Consider the following 19,468-nt stretch of genomic DNA (forward strand, 5'->3'; position numbering starts at 1 on the left):
ATATATGAGCGATAAAATTATTCACCTGACTGACGACAGTTTTGACACGGACGTACTTAAGGCTGACGGGCTGATCCTCGTCGATTTCTGGGCTGAATGGTGTGGTCCTTGCAAAATGATCGCCCCGATTCTGGATGAGATCGCCGACGAATATCAGGGCAAACTGACCGTTGCCAAGCTGAACATCGACCAGAACCCGGGCACCGCACCAAAATACGGTATCCGTGGTATTCCGACCCTGCTGCTGTTCAAAAACGGCGAAGTGGCGGCGACCAAAGTGGGCGCGCTGTCCAAAGGTCAACTGAAAGAGTTCCTCGACGCTAACCTGGCGTAAGGTTTCTCCGCTGTGCGTTCAGAGCCCCCGGCTAAATGATTCGGAACTCTGGACGCCCGGCTGAAGTCGTGCTAAGTTAGCTATGACTTCGTTTTAAACATATCTTGTTGTTTGAATCTTGTTTTACCCGATACTTCCCGTTGTTAACATGAACAGTGCGTGAAGTGGCTAAATTCCGGGCTTGTCACTCAATCCGTCTTGTCGTTTCAGTTCTGCGTTCTTTCCCTGTGACCAGACAGCGAACAGACATGAGTTGATGGCCGCTAAACAGGCATGGATGACCCTGCCATACCATTCACAACATTAAGTTCGAGAATCACCCCGAGTTTAAGAACCCACACCATTATGAATCTTACCGAATTAAAGAATACGCCGGTTTCTGAGCTGATCACTCTCGGCGAAAATATGGGGCTGGAAAACCAGGCTCGTATGCGCAAGCAGGACATCATTTTCGCCATCCTGAAGCAGCACGCTAAGAGTGGCGAAGATATCTTTGGCGACGGTGTGCTGGAGATATTGCAAGACGGATTTGGTTTCCTCCGCTCTGCAGACAGCTCCTACCTCGCCGGCCCTGACGACATCTACGTATCCCCCAGCCAAATCCGCCGTTTCAACCTCCGCACTGGTGACACCATTTCAGGTAAGATTCGTCCTCCTAAAGAGGGTGAACGCTACTTTGCGCTGTTGAAAGTCAATGAAGTTAACTTCGATAAGCCAGAAAACTCGCGCAATAAGATCCTCTTTGAGAACTTAACGCCGCTGCACGCGAACTCTCGCCTGCGTATGGAGCGTGGTAACGGTTCTACCGAAGACTTAACCGCGCGCGTTCTGGATCTGGCCTCACCAATCGGTCGTGGTCAGCGTGGTCTGATTGTGGCGCCGCCAAAAGCGGGTAAAACCATGCTGCTGCAGAACATCGCGCAGAGCATTGCTTACAACCACCCTGACTGTGTGCTGATGGTGCTGCTGATTGACGAACGTCCGGAAGAAGTGACCGAGATGCAGCGTCTGGTTAAAGGTGAAGTGGTTGCTTCTACCTTCGACGAGCCAGCATCTCGCCACGTTCAGGTTGCGGAAATGGTTATCGAGAAGGCAAAACGCCTGGTTGAGCACAAGAAAGACGTGATCATCCTGCTCGACTCCATCACCCGTCTGGCGCGTGCCTACAACACCGTGGTCCCGGCGTCTGGTAAAGTCCTGACCGGTGGTGTGGATGCTAACGCCCTGCATCGTCCAAAACGTTTCTTCGGTGCTGCACGTAACGTCGAAGAGGGCGGCAGCCTGACCATCATCGCGACGGCGCTGATCGATACCGGTTCCAAAATGGACGAAGTTATCTACGAAGAGTTTAAAGGGACAGGCAACATGGAACTGCACCTCTCTCGTAAGATCGCTGAAAAACGCGTCTTCCCGGCAATCGACTACAACCGTTCCGGTACCCGTAAAGAAGAGCTGCTCACCACCCAGGAAGAGCTGCAGAAAATGTGGATCCTGCGCAAAATCATTCATCCAATGGGTGAAATCGACGCGATGGAGTTCCTCATTAACAAACTGGCAATGACCAAAACCAACGACGATTTCTTCGACATGATGAAACGCTCGTAACGCAAATAAAGCCAGCGAACGCCACGTTTTTACGTGGCGTTTTTCTTTTATGGACTATACGCTAGTACCACCTACTCACAATTTTGACTGGGCAGTGCGACAATAAGATAATTCGCACAGTAAAAACATTAATAGCTTGAATAATAAACAAATGGAACTGTAAGAGGTTTGCTTTATAACTTCAGGCTCAGCGCCTTGATGGTTATACTTCCTTGACTAACATTTGTTGAGAACATCCATTGTGAACCTACTTGATACGTTTACTGAACTAACCAGTATTTTCTTGTTTACCACCTGCTTTTTGTTTCTGGCACGTAAGGTGGCGAAATATCTGGGGTTAGTGGATAAACCCAACTTCCGTAAGCGTCATCAAGGCATGATCCCTTTGGTCGGAGGTATCTCTGTTTTCGCGGGGATCTGCTTCACGTTTGCCATCGCGGATTACTATATCCCACATGCCAGGCTGTACCTAACCTGCGCGACGGTGCTTGTGGTGGTTGGCGCTCTTGACGACCGTTATGATATTAGCGTCAAAATCCGCGCCTTCGTTCAGGCTGCTGTGGCTATTGCTATGATGGTGTTCGCTAAGCTGCACTTGAGTAGCTTGGGCTATATTTTTGGCTCCTGGGAGATGGAACTTGGTCCGTTCGGTTATTTCCTGACACTTTTTGCCGTGTGGGTGGCGATTAACGCATTCAACATGGTTGACGGTATTGATGGTTTGCTGGGAGGCCTGTCCTGCGTCTCATTTGCCGCAATTGGTTTCATTTTATGGTTCGATGGGCAATATAGCCTTGCTATGTGGTGTTTTGCCATGATTGCGGCCATCCTGCCTTATATCCTGTTAAATCTCGGTGCATTGGGCCGGCGCTATAAAGTATTCATGGGTGATGCGGGTAGCACGCTTATCGGCTTTACTATCATTTGGATCTTGCTGGAAACCACTCAGGGTGATGTACACCCCATTAGCCCGGTAACAGCATTATGGATTATCGCTATCCCGTTAATGGATATGGTTGCGATTATGTATCGCCGTCTGCGTAAAGGGATGAGCCCTTTCTCTGCTGACCGCCAGCACATTCATCATTTAATCATGCGAGCCGGATTCACTTCCCGGCAGGCATTTGTGCTTATTACGCTGGCGGCTGCTATTCTAGCGGCGATTGGCGTGACGGCGGAATATACACATTTTGTACCTGAATGGGCTATGTTGGTATTGTTCTTGCTAGCTTTTTCTCTCTACGGCTACTGCATTAAGCGCGCATGGAAAGTAGCGCGGTTCATTAAACGTATTAAACGCAGGATGCGTCGTAACAGTGGCAAAAACACAACATTAACTAAGTAAAACCGGGACTATGATGACTCAACCGTTGGCGGGAGCGAAATCAGTGGTAACTGAGAATGAACTGGATATTCGGGGTTTGTTTCGCGTGTTATGGGCAGGCAAACTTTGGATTGCGGGGATCGCGCTGGGGTTTGCACTGTTAGCGCTGGCCTATACGTTCTTTGCAAAACAAGAGTGGAGCGCCACGGCAATCACTGACAAACCAACGGTTAACATGCTTGGGGGGTTCTATTCCCAACAGCAATTCCTGCGAAACCTGGATATCAAAGCTAACCTCGCCACGCCGGATCAGGTCTCCGTTATGGATGAGGCCTATAAAGAGTTTGTGATGCAACTGGCTTCGTGGGATACGCGCCGCGACTTCTGGTCCCAGACGGATTACTACAAGCAGCGTCGGGTTGATAACACCAAAGCCGATGCCGCTCTGCTGGACGATCTGATTAACAATATTCAATTTATGCCGGGCGACGCGCTGCGTAACGTGAATGACAGCGTCAAGCTGATTGCAGAAACCGCGCCGGACGCCAACAACCTGCTGCGTCAGTATGTCGCGTTTGCCAGCCAGCGTGCCGCAAGCCATCTTAACGAAGAGCTTAAAGGCGCCTGGTCGGCTCGTACCATCCAGATGAAAGCGCAGGTGAAACGTCAGGAAGAGGTGGCTAAAGCGATTTTCGCTCGCCGTGTACACAATATTGAGCAGGCGCTGAAAATTGCGGAACAGCACAATATTTCCCGTACTGAGACGGACGTGCCGGCTGATGAACTACCTGATTCAGAGATGTTCCTCCTTGGCCGCCCCATGTTGCAGGCACGTCTGGAAAACCTTCAGGCCGTCGGTCCTGATTTTGACCTCGATTACGATCAAAATCGCGCGATGCTCAATACGCTTAATGTCGGTCCATCTCTGGACCCGCGTTTTCAGACCTATCGTTATTTGCGAACGCCTGAAGAACCTGTAAAACGCGATAGTCCGCGTCGTGCATTCCTGATGATCATGTGGGGGATTGTGGGCGCACTGACGGGCGCAGGCGTGGCGTTAACGCGTCGTCGTACAAACTAAGAATACCGTTTACGATGAAGGCTACTGCCTTGATCGCCTAATCGAAGAGAATCGATGTGAAAGTACTAACCGTATTTGGCACCAGGCCGGAGGCCATAAAGATGGCGCCTCTGGTTCATGCGCTGGCCAGCGATCCTGATATTGAAGCGAAAGTGTGCGTCACGGCCCAGCACCGTGAGATGCTCGATCAGGTGTTAACGCTCTTTTCCATCGTCCCGGATTACGACCTCAATATTATGAAACCGGGGCAAGGATTGACGGAGATAACTTGTCGTATTCTGCAAGAGCTGAAGCCTATCCTGGAGTCATTCAAGCCTGACGTGGTGCTGGTACACGGCGACACCACCACGACCGTGGCGACCAGCCTGGCCGCGTTTTACCAGCGAATTCCCGTGGGGCATGTTGAGGCGGGTCTGCGTACCGGCAATCTTTATTCGCCGTGGCCGGAGGAGGCCAACCGCACGCTAACGGGCCACCTGGCGATGTATCACTTTGCGCCTACGGAAAACTCGCGTCAGAACCTGCTGCGTGAAAATATCGCCGATAACAAAATCTTTGTGACCGGCAATACGGTCATCGATGCGTTAATTTGGGTACGTGACCGGGTCCTGGCAAACCACGAGCTTAAGAACGAACTCGCTGCCCGCTATCCATTCCTGCACAACGGCAAAAAAACCATTCTGGTCACCGGCCACCGTCGCGAAAGCTTTGGCCGGGGTTTTGAGCAAATCTGTCACGCGCTGGCTGAAATCGCGGCGCAGAACGACGACGTGCAGATTGTCTATCCGGTCCATCTCAATCCTAACGTCAGCGAGCCGGTTAACCGCATCCTGGGTCATATCGAAAATGTCCTTCTGATTGAACCTCAGGACTATCTGCCGTTTGTCTGGCTGATGAACCATGCCTGGCTGATCCTTACCGATTCCGGCGGCATTCAGGAAGAAGCGCCTTCTCTTGGCAAACCGGTGCTGGTGATGCGTGAAACCACCGAACGTCCGGAAGCGGTCAAAGCCGGTACGGTGCGTCTGGTCGGCACCAACGCGGAACTCATCGTCGAAGAGGTCACGCGCCTTCTGCATGACGACGAAACGTATCAGGCGATGAGCCGGGCCCATAATCCGTATGGAGACGGGCAGGCTTGTGGCCGTATTTTGCATGCACTTAAACACAATCAGGTATCGCTATGAGTTTTACTACCCTCTCTGTCATTGGTCTTGGCTACATTGGCTTGCCTACCGCGGCGGCGTTTGCCTCTCGTCAGAAACAGGTTGTCGGTGTGGATATCAACGCCCGTGCGGTGGAAACCATTAACCGTGGCGAGATTCATATTGTCGAGCCCGATTTGGATCGCGTAGTGAAAGAGGCGGTGGAGGGCGGCTTCCTGCGCGCCAGTACCACGCCGGTTGAAGCGGATGCCTACCTGATTGCTGTTCCAACGCCCTTTAAAGGCGACCACGAGCCCGACATGGTCTACGTCGAGGCGGCGGCAAAGTCCATTGCTCCTGTGCTGAAGAAAGGGGCGCTGGTGATTCTGGAGTCAACCTCTCCGGTCGGTGCTACCGAGCAGATGGCGCAGTGGCTGGCCGACGCGCGCCCTGATTTAAGCTTCCCGCAACAGGCGGGGGAGCAGGCGGATATCAACATTGCCTACTGTCCGGAGCGCGTGCTACCGGGCCAGGTCATGGTCGAACTGATTAAAAATGACCGCGTCATTGGCGGTATGACGCCCGTCTGTTCCGAACGCGCTAGCGCGCTGTACAAGATTTTCCTGGAAGGCGAGTGCGTGGTGACAAACTCCCGCACCGCCGAGATGTGCAAGCTGACGGAGAACAGCTTCCGTGACGTTAATATCGCCTTTGCGAACGAACTGTCGCTGATTTGCGCCGATCAGGGGATTAACGTCTGGGAGTTGATTAGCCTGGCGAATCGCCATCCGCGTGTAAACATTCTCCAGCCAGGCCCGGGCGTGGGTGGACACTGCATCGCCGTCGATCCGTGGTTTATTGTGGCTCAGAATCCGGCGCAGGCGCGCCTGATTCGCACCGCGCGTGAAGTGAACGACAGCAAACCTCACTGGGTGCTCAATCAGGTCAAAACCACGGTAGCGGATTGTCTGGCAGAGAGCGGAAAGCGCGCCAGCGAGCTGAAAATTGCCTGCTTTGGTCTGGCATTCAAACCCAACATTGACGATCTGCGTGAAAGCCCGGCAATGGAAATTACTCAGATGATTGCCGAATGGCACAAGGGTGAAACGCTGGTGGTTGAGCCGAATATCCATGAGTTGCCGGCAAAACTGGCGGGGCACTGCACGCTGGCAGCGCTGGATGAGGCGCTGGCGACGGCGGACGTGCTGGTGCTGCTGGTGGATCATAAAGCGTTTAAAGCGACGTCCGGTGATGCGGTGCGTCAGAATTATGTGGTTGATACCAAAGGTGTCTGGCGTTGAACAGCCTGAACGGGGTACTTGAGCCCCTGCAGTGGGAGAGTGCCTTTTTCGGCCTGCCGTCGGCCATTGTGCGTCTGCGCGATGATGCGCCGGTACTGGCTGAATCGGATTTCATCGCCTGGCAACGGATTCAGGCGAAGATCCCGGCGGACCGTACCGACCTGCTTGATGCGCTCCAGCAACGCGGTTTTCAGCTGGTGGAAGGTGAGGCAGACCTTTCCATAACCCTCACCCGGCATGATGCACCCGGCGCTGAAATCGCAACCGAACAGGATATTCCCGTGCTGCGTCAGATGGCGGCTCAGGCGTTTGCGCAGAGTCGCTTTCGTACGCCCTGGTACGCACCTGACGATAGCGGCCGTTTCTATGCCCAGTGGATAGAGAATGCGGTTAAAGGCACCTTTGACCACGTCTGCCTGGTTTTACGCGCAGGGGACGGTCAACCCCAGGGGTTCGTCTCGCTTCGCAAGCTCAACGTGCGCGAGGCGCGTATTGGCTTATTAGCCGGGCGCGGCATGGGTGAGAAACTTATGCAGGCGGCGCTGCACTGGGCGCAGCAGCAGCAGCAGGTTGAGACGCTGCGGGTGGCGACCCAGGTGGGCAACACCGCCGCGCTTAAACGTTATATTGCGAGTGGTGCCAACATCGACGCCACCGCCTACTGGTTATACAGGTGACAAGATGATTCCATTTAACGCACCACCCGTCGTCGGAACGGAACTCGACTATATGCAGTCTGCCATGGGCAGCGGCAAACTCTGCGGTGACGGCGGTTTCACCCGTCGCTGTCAGCAGTGGATGGAACAGCGTTTTCGCAGCGCCAAAGTACTGCTGACCCCGTCCTGTACGGCATCGCTGGAAATGGCCGCACTGCTGCTGGATATCCAGCCCGGCGATGAAGTGATCATGCCGAGCTACACCTTCGTTTCCACGGCGAATGCGTTTGTCCTGCGCGGGGCGAAAATCGTCTTTGTGGATATCCGCCCGGATACCATGAACATTGATGAGACGCTGATTGAAGCGGCGATCACCGACAAAACGCGCGCGATCGTGCCGGTTCACTACGCAGGTGTGGCCTGTGAAATGGACACCATCATGGCCATCGCCAAAAAACATAACCTGTTTGTGGTGGAAGATGCCGCGCAGGGCGTGATGTCGACCTACAAGGGACGCGCGCTGGGCACCATCGGCCACATCGGCTGCTTTAGCTTCCACGAAACCAAAAACTACACGGCAGGCGGAGAGGGTGGCGCGACGCTGATTAACGACCGGGCGCTCGTGGAGCGTGCGGAAGTGATCCGCGAAAAAGGCACCAACCGCAGCCAGTTCTTCCGCGGCCAGGTAGACAAATACACCTGGCGCGATATTGGCTCCAGCTATCTGATGGCGGATCTGCAGGCCGCGTACCTGTGGGCGCAGCTGGAAGCCGCGGATCGCATCAACCTGCAGCGTCTCTCCCTGTGGCAAACCTATTACGATGCGCTGGAACCTCTGGCAAAAGCCGGGCGTATTGCGCTGCCAACGATTCCGGCGGATTGCGTCCACAACGCGCACATGTTCTACATCAAGCTGCGCGATAACGACGACCGCAGCGAGCTCATCGCCTGGCTGAAAGAAGCCGAAATTATGGCGGTGTTCCACTATATCCCGCTGCACTCCAGTCCGGCGGGCGAAGCGTTTGGAACGTTCGCGGGTGAAGACCGTTACACCACCAAAGAAAGTGAGCGTTTGCTTCGTCTGCCACTGTTCTACAACCTCGCGCCAGTTAACCAGCGTACGGTGATTAATACCCTCCTGAGTTATTTCGGCTGATATGTCTCTGGCAAAAGCATCGGTGTGGACCGCCGCGTCCACGCTTGTAAAAATTGGGGCCGGGCTGTTGGTCGTCAAGCTCCTGGCCGTCTCATTTGGCCCGTCAGGAGTGGGGCTGGCGGGTAATTTCCGTCAGCTTGTCACCGTCCTTGGCGTGCTGGCCGGTGCCGGTATCTTCAACGGCGTCACCAAATACGTTGCGCAGTATCATGATGATGCGGCCCAGCTTCGGAGGGTCGTGGGCACCTCGTCGGCGATGGTCACGGGTTTTTCGACCCTGATGGCGATCATCTTTCTGCTGGCGGCAGCGCCCATCAGCCAGGGATTATTCGGTCACACCCACTATCAGGGGCTGGTGCGTCTGGTCGCATTGGTTCAGATGGGAATTGCCTGGGCTAACCTGCTGCTGGCGCTGATGAAAGGGTTTCGTGATGCTGCCGGGAACGCGCTTGCGTTGATCCTGGGCAGCGTCATCGGCGTGATTGCCTATTATTTCTGCTATCGCCTGGGTGGCTATGAAGGCGCACTGCTGGGGCTGGCGCTGGTTCCGGCGCTGGTGGTTGTGCCTGCGGCATTTATGCTGATGCGTCGGGGCGTCATTCCGCTGAGCTACCTGAAACCGCAATGGGACTCGATGCTTGCCAGCCAACTGGGTAAATTTACCCTGATGGCGCTCATCACCTCCGTCACGCTGCCGGTGGCCTACGTGATGATGCGAAACCTGCTGGCGGCGCACTATAGCTGGGATGAGGTCGGGATCTGGCAGGGCGTAAGCAGTATTTCCGATGCCTATCTTCAGTTTATTACGGCTTCCTTTAGCGTTTACCTGCTGCCAACCCTGTCGCGTCTGACGTCCAGACAGGACATAACGCGCGAGATTTTCCGATCGCTGCGCTTTGTATTGCCGGCCGTCGCGGCTGCCAGCTTTACCGTCTGGTTATTGCGCGATGTCGCCATCTGGCTGCTGTTCTCGGCGAAGTTCACCGCCATGCGCGATCTCTTTGCCTGGCAGCTGGTGGGTGATGTACTGAAAGTGGGGGCTTACGTTTTCGGCTATCTGGTGATCGCGAAAGCGTCCCTGCGGCTCTATATCCTGGCGGAAATTAGCCAGTTTGCATTACTGACTTCGTTCTCGCACTGGCTGATACCCGCGCACGGTGCGCTGGGGGCGGCTCAGGCCTACATGGCAACCTATATCGTTTATTTCGCCGCCTGTTGCGGTGTATTTTTATTGTGGCGTAAACGCGCATGACTGCACTGATTCACATCCTGGGATCGGATATCCCACACCATAACCAGACCGTTTTGCGGTTCTTCAACGACGAGCTGGCATCGGGAGATCCTGATGCGCGTGAGTTTATGGTTGCAGGTCAGGATAAGGGCCTGAGCGAGGCGTTTCCGGCACTGACGATTCGCTTCTGGCCGGATAAGGCCTCACTGGCGAAGGCGGTGGTTGCCAAAGCCAAAGCGGATCGTAAGCAACGTTTCTTTTTCCACGGGCAGTTCAATACCGGCCTGTGGCTGGCGCTTCTCAGCGGAGGGATTAAACCCTCCCAGTGCAGCTGGCATATCTGGGGAGCCGATCTTTATGAAGTCTCCCGCGGCTGGAAATTCCGTCTTTTTTATCCCCTGCGCCGCATGGCTCAGGGGCGCGTAGGCTGCGTTTTTGCTACCCGCGGCGATCTCAACTATTTTGCTAAACAGCACCCGAACGTGCGCGGCGAGTTGCTCTATTTCCCCACCCGCATGGATCCGGCGCTGAATGCCATGGCGAATGACGCGGTGCGAGAAGGCAAGCTGACGATTCTGGTGGGGAATTCCGGCGATCGCAGTAACGAACATGTCGCGGCGCTCAGGGCGGTGCATCAGCAGTTTGGCGACACGGTGAACGTGGTGGTGCCGATGGGCTATCCCGCCAACAACAGCGCCTATATCGACGAGGTTCGTCAGCAGGGGCTGGCGCTGTTTAGCGCTGAAAATCTGCACATCCTCAGCGATAAGCTGGAATTTGATGAATATCTTGCGCTGCTGAGAAAATGCGATCTCGGTTATTTCATCTTTGCCCGGCAGCAGGGGATTGGCACGCTGTGCCTGCTGATTCAGGCAGGTGTACCGTGCGTGCTCAACCGCGACAACCCGTTCTGGCAGGACATGGCCGAGCAGCATATTCCGGTGCTGTTTACCTCAGACACGCTGAATGTCGAGGTGGTACGTGAAGCTCAACGTCAGCTCACGCTGGTGGATAAAAACAGCATCGATTTTTTCAGCCCGAATTATCTCACGCCCTGGCACCGCGCGCTGCGTATCGCTGCAGGAGACAAAGCATGAGTCAGTTGCAATTCAGCGGCTTACTGGTTGTCTGGCTTCTGAGCAGCCTGTTTATCGCCACGCTCACCTGGTTTGAATTCCGCCGCGTGCGCTTCAACTTTAACGTCTTCTTCTCGTTACTGTTTCTGCTAACGTTCTTTTTCGGCTTCCCGTTGACCAGCATACTGGTCTTCCGTTTTGACGTGAGCGTCGCGCCGCCGGACATTCTGCTCCAGGCGCTTCTGGCGGCGACCTGCTTCTATGCGGTTTACTACGTCACCTATAAAACGCGTCTGCGTTCAGCGCAGACAGCTGCCCCACGCCGGGCGCTCTTTACCATGAATCGGGTGGAAACCCACCTGACATGGGTGATGCTGATGACTATCGCCCTGGTCAGCGTTGGCATCTTCTTCATGCATAACGGCTTCCTGCTTTTTAAACTCCACTCCTACAGCCAGATTTTTTCGGCAGAAGTCTCGGGCGTGGCGCTTAAGCGTTTCTTCTACTTCTTCATCCCGGCGATGCTGGTGATCTTCTTCCTGCGCCAGGACAGCAAAGCGTGGCTGTTCTTCCTGGTCAGTACCGTCGCATTTGGCATCCTGACCTACATGATTGTGGGCGGTACGCGCGCGAACATCATCATCGCCTTCGCGATCTTCCTGTTTATCGGCATTATCCGCGGCTGGATCTCGCTCTGGATGCTGGTTGCAGCAGGCGTGTTTGGCATTGTGGGGATGTTCTGGCTGGCGCTGAAGCGCTACGGGATGAACGTGGCGGGTGATGAGGCGTTTTACACGTTCCTTTACCTCACGCGCGATACCTTCTCGCCATGGGAAAACCTGGCACTGCTGCTGCAAAATTATGACAGGATTGATTTCCAGGGGCTGGCGCCGATTGTTCGCGACTTCTACGTCTTTATCCCTTCCTGGCTATGGCCGGACCGTCCTGGCGTGGTGCTGAATACGGCGAATTACTTCACCTGGGAAGTGCTGAACAACCATTCCGGTCTGGCAATTTCACCCACGCTGCTCGGTTCCCTGGTGGTGATGGGCGGGGCATGGTTCATTCTCCCCGGAGCGGTTGCCGTAGGGCTGATTATCAAGTGGTTCGACTGGCTTTACCTGCGTGGCAATGAAGAGACCAACCGCTATAAAGCGGCCATTTTGCACAGTTTCTGCTTTGGTGCCATTTTCAATATGATCGTTCTGGCGCGCGAAGGTCTGGACTCGTTCGTTTCGCGCGTGGTGTTCTTCATGGTCGTTTTCGGCATCTGCCTGTTACTGGCCAAACTGTTGTACTGGCTGTTTGACAGCGCCGGGCTTGTGCACAGGCGCGAGCGGCAGGGCAGCACAACGCTGTCGCAAGTCTGAGTAAGGATAGTAATGACTGATAGAATTTCTGCACCGCGCTATGCGCTACGTGGTCTGCAGCTGATTGGCTGGCGCGACATGCAGCACGCGCTGGATTTTCTGTTCGCCGACGGCCAGATGAAATCCGGTACGCTGGTGGCCATCAACGCGGAAAAGATGCTGGCGGTTGAGGATAACGCGGAAGTCAAAAGCCTGATAGACGCGGCCGAATTTAAATACGCGGACGGGATCAGCGTGGTTCGCTCTATCCGTAAAAAGTATCCTGACGCTAATGTTTCCCGCGTGGCGGGTGCCGATCTCTGGGAGCAGCTTATGGCCCGTGCAGGCGCGCAGGGAACGCCCGTGTTCCTGATTGGCGGGAAGCCGGAGATACTGGCCCAGACGGAAGAGAAACTGCGTCGTCAATGGAATGTTAATATTGTCGGCAGCCAGGATGGTTACTTCAAACCGGAAGATCGGCAGGCGCTGTTTGAGCGCGTTCGTGACAGCGGGGCGAAGATTGTCACCGTGGCGATGGGGTCTCCGCGCCAGGAGATCCTGATGCGTGACTGTCGTCTGGTCTGCCCGGATGCCCTCTACATGGGCGTTGGCGGCACATATGACGTCTTTACCGGCCACGTCAAGCGTGCGCCAGCGGTCTGGCAACATCTGGGGCTGGAGTGGCTGTATCGCCTGCTATCGCAACCGACACGCATTAAACGCCAGATCCGTCTGCTTCGCTACCTCGCCTGGCATTACACCGGGAAAATGTAATCAAAATGTAGCGCGATATGCTATTCGCGCTGCAACTCGCCTGCAAAACTGCTGATAATCTGTGCAATGCATTCATTTTTTTTATGCATCGTTTGCCATTTGGCACATTTTAAGAAACCATTCGCTCCGTATTTTAGTCCCCCTAAAAAACAATACCCGGTCTTAAGTCGGGAAACAGCAAACACAATCGAGGATCTATGGCAGAGAAAAAACAGGAGCTACAGCGTGGGCTGGAAGCTCGTCATATTGAACTGATAGCGCTGGGCGGCACTATCGGCGTGGGCCTGTTTATGGGCTCCGCAAGCACGCTCAAGTGGGCAGGCCCTTCCGTATTACTGGCGTACATTATTGCCGGGCTGTTTGTTTTCTTCATCATGCGTTCCATGGGCGAAATGCTCTTCCTGGAGCCGGTAACCGGCTCCTTCGCCGTTTACGCGCACCGGTATATGAGCCCCTTTTTCGGCTACCTGACAGCCTGGTCATACTGGTTCATGTGGATGGCGGTGGGCATCTCCGAGATCACCGCGATAGGGGTCTACGTCCAGTTCTGGTTCCCGGACATGGCCCAGTGGATACCCGCGCTTATTGCCGTGGGGCTGGTGGCGCTGGCAAACCTGGCCGCCGTGCGTCTTTATGGTGAGATCGAGTTCTGGTTCGCGATGATTAAAGTCACCACCATCATCGTGATGATTGTTGTTGGCCTGGGCGTGATTTTCTTCGGCTTTGGCAACGGTGGACACGCTATCGGTTTCGGTAACCTGACCGAAAACGGCGGCTTCTTTGCCGGCGGCTGGAAGGGTTTCCTGACGGCGCTGTGTATCGTTGTGGCTTCGTATCAGGGCGTAGAGCTGATCGGTATTACTGCCGGTGAAGCGAAAAATCCTCAGGTCACGCTGCGTAGCGCGGTGGGCAAAGTGCTGTGGCGCATCCTGATTTTCTATGTGGGCGCGATCTTCGTTATCGTAACCATCTTCCCGTGGAACGAAATTGGCACGACGGGCAGCCCGTTTGTTTTAACCTTTGCCAAAATTGGCATCACGGCGGCGGCGGGCATCATCAACTTTGTGGTCCTGACGGCCGCGCTGTCAGGGTGTAACAGCGGGATGTACAGCTGTGGGCGTATGCTCTATGCGCTCTCGAAGAATAACCAGCTGCCTGCGGCGATGAGCAAAGTGTCACGTGCTGGCGTGCCGGTGGCGGGCGTGGCGGTTTCGATTGCGATCCTGCTGATTGGTTCTTGCCTGAATTACATCATTCCCAATCCGCAGCGGGTGTTTGTTTACGTCTACAGCGCCAGCGTCCTGCCGGGCATGGTGCCGTGGTTTGTTATCCTCATCAGCCAGCTGCGTTTCCGTCATGCGCATAAAAAGGCGATTGAAAGCCATCCGTTCCGTTCAATTCTGTTCCCGTATGCGAACTATTTAACGATGGCGTTCCTGATTTGCGTATTAATCGGAATGTACTTTAATGAAGATACCCGCATGTCGCTGTTTGTCGGGATGATCTTCCTGGCCGCTGTAACGGCTGCCTATAAGCTTTTTGGTCTCGGTCGCCGTGCCACCACGCAGAAAGTGGAGGAATAAGCGGCAAAATGTGCAAACGATAACCAAACGCGCATTTTTTTCAAAAAAGCACTAGACAGCGGGGACGGAGGTACGTAATATCCAGCCCCGCAACGGCGCTAAGCGCCCGTAGCTCAGCTGGATAGAGCGCTGCCCTCCGGAGGCAGAGGTCTCAGGTTCGAATCCTGTCGGGCGCGCCATTTTAGTCCCGGCGCTAGAGCTGCGGTGGTCTGAGAAGTAGTCAGTACCGCGTGAAAGAATACAGTGGTGGCTATAGCTCAGTTGGTAGAGCCCTGGATTGTGATTCCAGTTGTCGTGGGTTCGAATCCCATTAGCCACCCCATTATTGAAAGAGTTGTGAATTGCGAAGGTGGCGGAATTGGTAGACGCGCTAGCTTCAGGTGTTAGTGTCCTTAGGATGTGGGGGTTCGAGTCCCCCCCCTCGCACCACGACTTTTTAAATGAATTGAACTAAAAATTCAAAAAGCAGTACATCGGCGAGTAGCGCAGCTTGGTAGCGCAACTGGTTTGGGACCAGTGGGTCGGAGGTTCGAATCCTCTCTCGCCGACCAATTTTGAACCCCGCTTCGGCGGGGTTTTTTGTTTTCTGCCACTTTTCACCCCTGTAGTGATTCCCCGACAGCGTCCTGTTTCATTGTCGCGATTCAGCGACATATAATTCATTGAAAATAAACATATTTACTATCCATAGGTTTTGCTGTCTCCTCCTGGCGACATATTTCTGCGTTGACCGATATGTTGTAGCGATTAAGACGGCGCTTAACAGCATAATTTCCTTTTATCTTAAAATGTTGCGTCATGTAAAAGTTCTGCGTGTCATGTTGGCACGTTACGTGCAATAATATGCGTGTAGATGCTCATTCCATCTCTTATGTTCGCCTTCGTGCCTCATAAACTCCGGAATGACGCAGAGCCATTTACGGTGCTTATCGTCCACTGACAGATGTCGCTTCGGCCTCATCAGACACCATGGACATAACGTTGAGTGAAGCACCAAATATGTTGTCTTACAGACCTGTTTTAACGCCTGCTTTTATAGCAGGCGTTTTTTTATGCCTTATTCCCGATACCGGCGCACAATCAGGGCAACCATCACCAGGGCCGCTGACGAGACAGCATAGAGTGCGGCTACTGAGCCAAACCCGGCAGCCACTGCCGCTGCGATGCCGGTGAAGAGAGAGGCGCTGAGCGTTTGCAAGCGCCAGGCTTTACCACTGGCCGAAGCGGTTTGCGTAATATGAAAACTACTGAGAACGCCAAACGTCCCGGCCGCGAACAGAACATTCGAAGCCAGATGCGCGATAAAGATCATCCCCAGCGCACATGCCATCCACCCGGACAACAACGGCAGCATTCCATAAGCGGCCAGAAAGATGCCGAGACAAACGATGATGCGTGGCGTGCGAGCGGCAAAGCGCGTCAGGCTCTCTTTTTTTAGCAACATGGGACCGCAAAGCTGTCCCAGGCTCCTGGCGAAAAGCAGCGGCAGAGCAAGGCCCGCCGCATCCTGAGGATGGAGTTGCTGTGCCAGTGCCGGAAGCAGTGCCACGGCCGGCGAGCCGACGGCCGCCAGCGCTGGCAGGATGAGCAGACTGCGTTTCTGCCGAACGGTCAACGTCAGCCAGCGTAATGCCGCAGGGGCTTCCTCTTCCTCGAGGGACGGGAGTGATGGCGCAGAAAACCGGCGTCCAGCCAGCCATAGCATGAGCAGTGACCCGAGAAAGCTGGCGGCATCAATGGCCAGCAGGGTAAATACGGATATCTTCTGAAACAGCATCACGCCCAGGCCGGTCCCCAGCAAAACCTGAGAAGCAAAAATCACATTTTCCAGACAGGTCGCAGCAGGCAGCTCCGCTTCGCTGAGACCGCGCTTGAAGAGCAACGTCAGCGCGGGCCAGCTCATCCCGCTGAGCAGCGCTTCGGTGGATTGCACGGCGAGTAACGCGGTAACGCTGTGATAACCCACACCAAGGAGGGGAAAGAGCAGGGCGAGCAATCCCAGTGCCTCGGTCAGTATCAGCAGGGCGATCGGAGAACATCGGGAGCACAGCTTTTCGCCGATCGTACTTCCGATAAACCCCGGCACCGTAGCGAAAAGAAAAGCGAGGGTGAGCAGTGCGGGCGGGGCTGACCATGCTAACAGCAAGCCGAAGACCACGACCTGGGTTAAGCCATTCCCCAGCGAAGAAAAGATAAAAGCACAAGCAAGGAGGCGCAGCCAGCGGTGGCAGCGCAGCGCTTCAATCAGCGCATACAGAAGCGAGTTCATGACGATTTCCTTTCAAAAACGATTTAATCCACGCTGCAGAATGTGCGCGTGTGTGAGAAAAAGTTAATGAAAAGAGATCGTTACATTGGCGGGCTCGTTTGCGGATGCAGGTGTAAAGAATGTAGCAGCAGAAAGGCGATAAAAAAAGGAGGCCGTTTGGCCTCCTTTTTGATTATTGCTGGGTACCGTTGTTTTGCAGGGTCAGCAACAGCCCGTCACGGCGCATGGCGGCGGCCTCTTCCGGCTTATGCTGCTTGTCCAGCGTATCGGCAAGCCAGGCGTAGTCGAAGGCGTCCGGACGCTGCTTCAGCGCTGCACGGAAGGCGAGGCTCGCCTCCTGCCATTCGCCGTGCTTCATCAACGACTGGCCGAGCGTGCTCCACAGCAGCGGTCGATCGCCGACGGTTTTAATCTGCTGACGCAGCACTTTTTCGATTTGCTCAGGATTGTTGGTTTTCAGGCGCGGGATCACCATCACCAGACGATCGTCGTACTGACGCTTCAGACCGTCGAGGAGGATCGCCTGAGCCGTGTCGTGATCGTCACATTCGATGAGATGTTCCGCCATCGCCACCTGCAGAGGAACCTGCTGACGCGTTTTACGGCTCTGATTCTTCCACCACGTTTTCAGACCGTCGCTGCCCAGGTCTGCGCGCGCCTGATCCATCAGGCCAATCCACGCCAGACGCTGAAGCTCATCACGATGTTCATCGTCGCCCACCTCGGCCTTCGCCATCGACGGAATGATGTCCAGCAGTGAGCCCCAGGCGCCGGTACGAATATAGGCCTGCTCGGCAAGGCGCAGCACTTCCGGATGACGCGGCGCAACTTCCAGCAGACGGTCGATGCCGTGGCGAGCCGCGTGATTCTCATTGCGTGCCAGCTGCAGACGAACGCGCGTGATTTCCACCGGAATCGGGTCGCCGTGAGCCAGCTCAGCCGCTCGCTCCAGATGCTGATTAGCGCGGGCTTCATCACCGCGCTGCTGCGCCGCTTCGGCCGCCAGCAGATAGTTCACCACCGGCTGTTCGGCATGGTCGGCGTTTTTCGACATCAGCTTTTCAACCTGCTGATAGTCACCCTCTGCGAGCTTAAGCAGCGCCTGCTCGGTCTGTTTACGGGCGCGACGGCGCTTACGGCCAACGAACCAGCCGCGGGTATGGGCACCGGTACGGAAAATACGGCGCAGGATCCACTCGATCGCAAACAGCACCACCACGCCAAGGATCAGAATGATCGTCAGACCCGTTACGCTGGTTTCAATGTTGTAGTTATCGGTCTGGATCAGGACATAACCCTGATGACCCGCAAGCATAGGCCCCAGGACGATCCCGGCGATCAGCAGGATAAAGAGTAAGAGGACTTTTAGCATCGTTACTCTCCCTGCGGTGCGCTTTCAGGCGCAGGAGCCGGAGCAGGTGCCGCTCCGCCCGTTTGCTCAGCCGGCACGCCCGGCTGCGCCAGCAGGTTACGCACGCGCGTCTGCATCAGTTTCTCCAGAATCGGCTGGCTGGTCAGCTTGTCCGGCACGTTCATGGTGATGTTCTGCTGGCTCAGCTTATCAATGTCTTCGAGGAAGGCGGTGGTCGTCGCATCATCGGTGTTGTAGTAAGCGCGTACCCACGTTGAGACGTTATCCAGCGCCTGTTTATAGGTCTCTTCCTGATGACGCGGCACGGCCTGGGCCGCCACCAGCAGGCGGGAACGAATGTTCTCGCGCAGATAGATGTCCTGGTTCGGCGCGAGCAGCGGTACGGCAGTTTCGTCGCGACGGCGGATAGTGATAAAGCTGTCCATAAAGTTCTGCCAGCTTTTCTGCAGGTTTATGCGCCATTCGCTCAGGGAGCTGGAAAGTTCGGTACCGTCGGAATCCATCGGGGAGTCGTCGTCGTTGTTATCCGCCAGCTGCAGGTTATCAATTTGATTCGAAAGCTGGTTCACCTTGAGGATAATGCCGTCGTAATCCACCTGCGAAACGGCGGAGAGGCTGGCGATGTCTTCGGTAATCGCGCGACGAGCTGCGATGAGGCTTGGATCGTTCATGTCTGCCAGGCTCGCATCGGCGCTTTTCAGCAGCGCGGCGGCAGTGGTGACGTCCTGATCGCTCCAGAGCTTACGTCCGGCGAGCTTCACCAGGAAGTCAGCCTGCGAGAGCAGCCAGGTTTTGGCATCGGTGCCGGAAATCGTGGCGACTTTCTGCTGTACTTCACCCAGCTGTTTGGTCAGCTCTTCCTGTTTGCTGTTCGCTTCGGCAAGCGCGGCGGTCTGCTGCTTAATCACGGCTTCCAGCTCGGTTTTCTGCGTCTCCTGCTCTTTTTGCAGGGCAGTGAGCTGATTCACCAGCGCATCGCTGGTGGACGTCTGGTTAGCGCTCTGTTGCTTCACCAGCCCGTACAGGCCAACCCCCGCTGCCAGCGCAATGGCGATGGCAATCGCGCTCAGCGTGAGGCTTGTTTTGTTGCTGCCGTTTTTCTTCTCAGCGGTTTTCTCAGTCGTCTCTGGCTGTGGCGTCGTCTCCACAGTCTCCCTGGTCTCTTCAACCACGGCGGAGGATTTGTCGTGTTCCGTCATTATGGCTTCCCAT

General features: G+C 55.1%; 16 protein-coding genes and 4 tRNA genes. 17 read left to right on the forward strand and 3 right to left on the reverse strand.

Annotated features, from left to right (window positions below; translation table 11 throughout):
* Window positions 1-4 precede the first annotated feature (4 nt).
* The 17 genes from trxA to AA74_RS0108995 all read left to right on the forward strand — a co-directional run bounded on the left by trxA (window position 5) and on the right by AA74_RS0108995 (window position 15,166).
* Entirely contained in the window at window positions 5-334 is a 330-nt protein-coding gene (gene trxA, locus AA74_RS0108915; protein WP_006179218.1) for a thioredoxin TrxA, read from the forward strand.
* 345 nt (window positions 335-679) lie between these two features.
* Complete coding sequence (rho, locus tag AA74_RS0108920; protein ID WP_008501566.1) at window positions 680-1,939, forward strand: transcription termination factor Rho; 1,260 nt, start codon at window positions 680-682, stop codon at window positions 1,937-1,939.
* 241 nt (window positions 1,940-2,180) lie between these two features.
* Window positions 2,181-3,284, forward strand: coding sequence for a UDP-N-acetylglucosamine--undecaprenyl-phosphate N-acetylglucosaminephosphotransferase (gene wecA, locus AA74_RS0108925; RefSeq protein WP_025912234.1), 1,104 nt, complete (start codon window positions 2,181-2,183; stop codon window positions 3,282-3,284).
* A 13-nt stretch (window positions 3,285-3,297) separates the two neighbouring features.
* Complete coding sequence (wzzE, locus tag AA74_RS0108930) at window positions 3,298-4,344, forward strand: ECA polysaccharide chain length modulation protein (protein WP_008501563.1); 1,047 nt, start codon at window positions 3,298-3,300, stop codon at window positions 4,342-4,344.
* Between the two features lie 56 nt (window positions 4,345-4,400).
* On the forward strand, window positions 4,401-5,531 hold the full coding sequence (gene wecB, locus AA74_RS0108935; RefSeq protein WP_023615519.1) for a non-hydrolyzing UDP-N-acetylglucosamine 2-epimerase: 1,131 nt from the start codon (window positions 4,401-4,403) through the stop codon (window positions 5,529-5,531).
* The gene (wecC, locus tag AA74_RS0108940; protein ID WP_025912235.1) at window positions 5,528-6,790 is read left to right on the forward strand and encodes a UDP-N-acetyl-D-mannosamine dehydrogenase; all 1,263 of its coding nucleotides are present in this window, start codon (window positions 5,528-5,530) and stop codon (window positions 6,788-6,790) included. The genes wecB and wecC overlap by 4 nt, the downstream gene beginning before the upstream one ends.
* Window positions 6,787-7,467, forward strand: coding sequence for a dTDP-4-amino-4,6-dideoxy-D-galactose acyltransferase (rffC, locus tag AA74_RS0108945; RefSeq protein WP_025912236.1), 681 nt, complete (start codon window positions 6,787-6,789; stop codon window positions 7,465-7,467). The genes wecC and rffC overlap by 4 nt, the downstream gene beginning before the upstream one ends.
* A gap of 4 nt (window positions 7,468-7,471) precedes the next feature.
* On the forward strand, window positions 7,472-8,602 hold the full coding sequence (gene rffA, locus AA74_RS0108950; RefSeq protein WP_008501559.1) for a dTDP-4-amino-4,6-dideoxygalactose transaminase: 1,131 nt from the start codon (window positions 7,472-7,474) through the stop codon (window positions 8,600-8,602).
* Between the two features lies 1 nt (window position 8,603).
* Window positions 8,604-9,854, forward strand: a complete 1,251-nt coding sequence (gene wzxE, locus AA74_RS0108955; protein WP_023326289.1) for a lipid III flippase WzxE — start codon at window positions 8,604-8,606, stop codon at window positions 9,852-9,854.
* Window positions 9,851-10,930, forward strand: a complete 1,080-nt coding sequence (locus AA74_RS0108960) for a TDP-N-acetylfucosamine:lipid II N-acetylfucosaminyltransferase (RefSeq protein WP_023326288.1) — start codon at window positions 9,851-9,853, stop codon at window positions 10,928-10,930. The genes wzxE and AA74_RS0108960 overlap by 4 nt, the downstream gene beginning before the upstream one ends.
* Window positions 10,927-12,279 (forward strand): ECA oligosaccharide polymerase, encoded by a 1,353-nt coding sequence (gene wzyE, locus AA74_RS0108965; protein WP_025912237.1) that lies wholly within the window; start codon window positions 10,927-10,929, stop codon window positions 12,277-12,279. Before AA74_RS0108960 ends, wzyE begins: the two co-directional genes overlap by 4 nt.
* A 12-nt stretch (window positions 12,280-12,291) precedes the next feature.
* Window positions 12,292-13,032: a lipopolysaccharide N-acetylmannosaminouronosyltransferase gene (wecG, locus tag AA74_RS0108970; RefSeq protein ID WP_008501554.1), complete on the forward strand. Its 741-nt coding sequence runs from the start codon at window positions 12,292-12,294 to the stop codon at window positions 13,030-13,032.
* Window positions 13,033-13,229: 197 nt separating this feature from the next.
* Window positions 13,230-14,615 (forward strand): amino acid permease, encoded by a 1,386-nt coding sequence (locus AA74_RS0108975; RefSeq protein ID WP_021242842.1) that lies wholly within the window; start codon window positions 13,230-13,232, stop codon window positions 14,613-14,615.
* A 102-nt stretch (window positions 14,616-14,717) separates the two neighbouring features.
* A tRNA-Arg gene (locus AA74_RS0108980) sits at window positions 14,718-14,794 on the forward strand.
* A gap of 67 nt (window positions 14,795-14,861) precedes the next feature.
* Window positions 14,862-14,937: transfer RNA gene (locus AA74_RS0108985), tRNA-His, on the forward strand.
* A 21-nt stretch (window positions 14,938-14,958) separates the two neighbouring features.
* A tRNA-Leu gene (locus AA74_RS0108990) sits at window positions 14,959-15,044 on the forward strand.
* Window positions 15,045-15,089: 45 nt separating this feature from the next.
* Window positions 15,090-15,166, forward strand: a tRNA-Pro gene (locus AA74_RS0108995).
* 506 nt (window positions 15,167-15,672) lie between these two features.
* On the opposite strand, the gene AA74_RS0109000 is transcribed toward AA74_RS0108995, so the two are convergent.
* The 3 genes from AA74_RS0109000 to hemX form a co-directional block, all read right to left on the reverse strand.
* On the reverse strand, window positions 15,673-16,884 hold the full coding sequence (locus AA74_RS0109000) for an MFS transporter (RefSeq protein WP_025912238.1): 1,212 nt from the start codon (window positions 16,882-16,884) through the stop codon (window positions 15,673-15,675).
* A gap of 172 nt (window positions 16,885-17,056) precedes the next feature.
* Entirely contained in the window at window positions 17,057-18,256 is a 1,200-nt protein-coding gene (hemY, locus tag AA74_RS0109005) for a protoheme IX biogenesis protein HemY (RefSeq protein ID WP_023293568.1), read from the reverse strand.
* 2 nt (window positions 18,257-18,258) lie between these two features.
* On the reverse strand, window positions 18,259-19,455 hold the full coding sequence (gene hemX, locus AA74_RS0109010) for a uroporphyrinogen-III C-methyltransferase (protein ID WP_025912239.1): 1,197 nt from the start codon (window positions 19,453-19,455) through the stop codon (window positions 18,259-18,261).
* Window positions 19,456-19,468: the final 13 nt, after the last annotated feature.

This window comes from Enterobacter sp. 5-4, assembly GCF_000612205.1.
Lineage (GTDB): Bacteria > Pseudomonadota > Gammaproteobacteria > Enterobacterales > Enterobacteriaceae > Enterobacter > Enterobacter roggenkampii.